This is a genomic window from Streptococcus sp. HMSC065H07 (genome assembly GCF_001837325.1).
Lineage (GTDB): Bacteria > Bacillota > Bacilli > Lactobacillales > Streptococcaceae > Streptococcus > Streptococcus salivarius_H.
In genome coordinates this window covers 122363-124938 of record NZ_KV832031.1, presented here as the reverse complement: position 1 = coordinate 124938, position 2576 = coordinate 122363, and the positions used below count along the sequence as shown (strand labels likewise).

Genomic DNA, 2576 nt, shown 5'->3' with positions numbered 1-2576 from the left:
TTTATGATGCTATTATAGTTGAGTACTCAAAAGCTATTTATAATAAACTCTCTCAAACGAATCACTACGAGGTTGCTCGATTAGAAGGCAGTTTATTGGATAACCTGCCTGATTTTGATTTGGAAGAGCTAGTGATTTCCTATATACAGGTAAATTATGACTATTATGTTCTTTCGAATTCTATTGCAAGTAAATCGACGACTATAAAAGTGGAATGCGAGTTTTTATCTAGAGATCCTAAACGGGTGAGAAAGGCAGTTGTTCAAGTAAAGGGTAGAAAAGCCGAAGCACTCGATGCATTACAATTTGCTGATTTTACCCAGAATGGTTATGAAGTGTTCCTCTTTGCACCAGAAGTATTGAATGCTGATAAGGTGGATAATATTGTTGTTATTACACCAAGTGAATTAATTAACTTTTACGAGAATTATAAAGCAATACTTCCAGACTCCATCACACAGTGGGAGAATTTATACTAATCTAGTTTACTATTGGAATGGAAAAATTGGCTCTGTAACGTTGAGGCCTTAAATACAACAAGTGAATGAGAAGGCATCATAAGAGGTGTCTTCGATATATGAGAGACTAGGTCTATATGGCAAATTAGCCAGAGGATGTTCTCGGAGAAAGGAGTAGGGGAGTGTATACTTTAGAAATCCCTTTGAATACCAAAGGTTATGATGATTTTCTAGCCAAACGTTTTAAATATGGCTACAAGTTAAAACGAGCCGTAACAAATTGGATCAACTGTCAAGAACATCGCCGTGTTAGTTCAGAGGAATATAAGTCTTTGTCTATACGTACTAAAGAGCTAGCAGAGTTAAAGGAAGCCATATCTAAAGAGAAAGACAAGACAAAAAAACTCTCTATGAAGGAAACTCATAAGGAGCTTTCGGCGACACTTAAAGCTGATTGGATAGCCTTCAATGATAGATTTGGTCTTAATAGTGGTAAATTTATCCGATATAAAGAATTAGGACAAGCAACTGCTATGTATGAAAGGTATGCAGAAGAAGGGATAATCCACTGGTCTAATATGGAAATTATTGCTCAGACAGTTAAAGGAGCCTATCTTCAGCGTCGTAAGCAAGGAGAAAGTAGCAACCATGTATCAATTGGTCGCTTAACGAATTTTACGACTTTATGGTACCGTAAATGCAATAACAACGTGACTGATGAAGGGGTATTCTTTGAGACTGGGAAAGGCAGAAACGACAAGCTGTTTATCCCTTTTGCTTTTCGCCGAGAACAAGAGATTAAGGTTGCCTATGCACTAGAATTCCAAAAATTAGCGTTATATGCTATTAAGCGAACTCTTGTTAAGGGAAATATTTGGAAATACAGTATCTTATTAGTCTTTGATGGTGTTCCTTATGGATTGGACCATGAGCTACCAAATAAAGGAAACGTGGAAATCAAGTTATCTGTAGAGCAGATGGCGATTACAGCTGCGCGTGATAATGAGACTATTGTTTATGAACTCTCCAATGATTTTGGGTATAGTAAACGGTTGGCGGAGTTGGATAGAGCTATAGAAAGTAAGCGTAGAGCCTTAAACCCAGACAACTACGATGAAAATGGTGTTCCGAAAAAAGGGAAGAGAGTATGGGTGCAGGACTCAGCCTATAAGAAACTTCTAGACCAAAAGCATTATATCTGGCATAAGGTAAAAAAAGCACGAAAGAACCGTTTTGGACGGATTGCTAATCAAATCTTGATGTTGGGTGATACCTTTACTCTTTATCAAGAGGACTTCAAATCCTTGCAATCCCGTAAGGATTATAACCCAGAAGAGATGTCTTGGTTTGACCAGCGTAAACAAAAAGGCTTTGAAATTATGTTTAATGCTCCATATGAATTTGTGGCTATTTTAGAGAATAAACTCTCATTTAAAGATATTAAACTGAACAAGATTAAACATAAGAATAAGTGATATAGGGTTATTTGCTTGATTCCTTGCCTCAAACGATAAATATGTTATAATGACTAAAAGGGTTTATTTAGGAACCTTCAAGGTAATTATGAATAACCTTGTAAATACCAGATAGCCTAACCGGAAGCCAAGGCAAGAAGGTCGGGAGCTGGTCCATGTCGAGGTTTTGTTATTGTTCTATTTGACATGGTACTAAAACTTAGAGGAAGGTTAACCTTTAAAGTACATGGTTTTGTTACTGTTCTATTTGATATGGGACTAAAGCATAAAATGTATATCATGCACCTTTTAGGTGTTTTTTTTTATTTTACTGTAAGTCACCTTTAATCTAAAGTTGCTATTTTTTCATGCGTTTGCTATACTAAAGACATAAATATTATTATTTATATCTATTTCACCATACCTCAAACGGTGAACTCATAGTCACGTGACTAGAGAAAAGAAGAAACATGGAGGAGGATATGTGATTACTGGTTCTGTCCCAGTGACATGCATACCATGTTTTATAATGGGTTAAAAGGGAGCGTACTCGCTTTTAGCTATCAGTTAAGCCATCAGACAGAAGAAGAGGTTTAACGCTTATAACAGGTACGAGATACTTGCCTTCAGTTTTTGAAAGGCTACAACAAACGTTATTAGCAAC

Annotated in this window: 1 protein-coding gene and 1 pseudogene; both read left to right on the top strand. The window is 36.4% G+C overall.

Going from position 1 to position 2576, the window contains the following annotated elements:
• A pseudogene (locus HMPREF2637_RS10870) lies at positions 1 to 479 on the top strand (ribonuclease D); the annotation flags it as partial.
• Between the two features lie 161 nt (positions 480 to 640).
• The gene (locus HMPREF2637_RS05305; RefSeq protein WP_070839507.1) at positions 641 to 1933 is read left to right on the top strand and encodes a hypothetical protein; all 1293 of its coding nucleotides are present in this window, start codon (positions 641 to 643) and stop codon (positions 1931 to 1933) included.
• Positions 1934 to 2576: the final 643 nt, after the last annotated feature.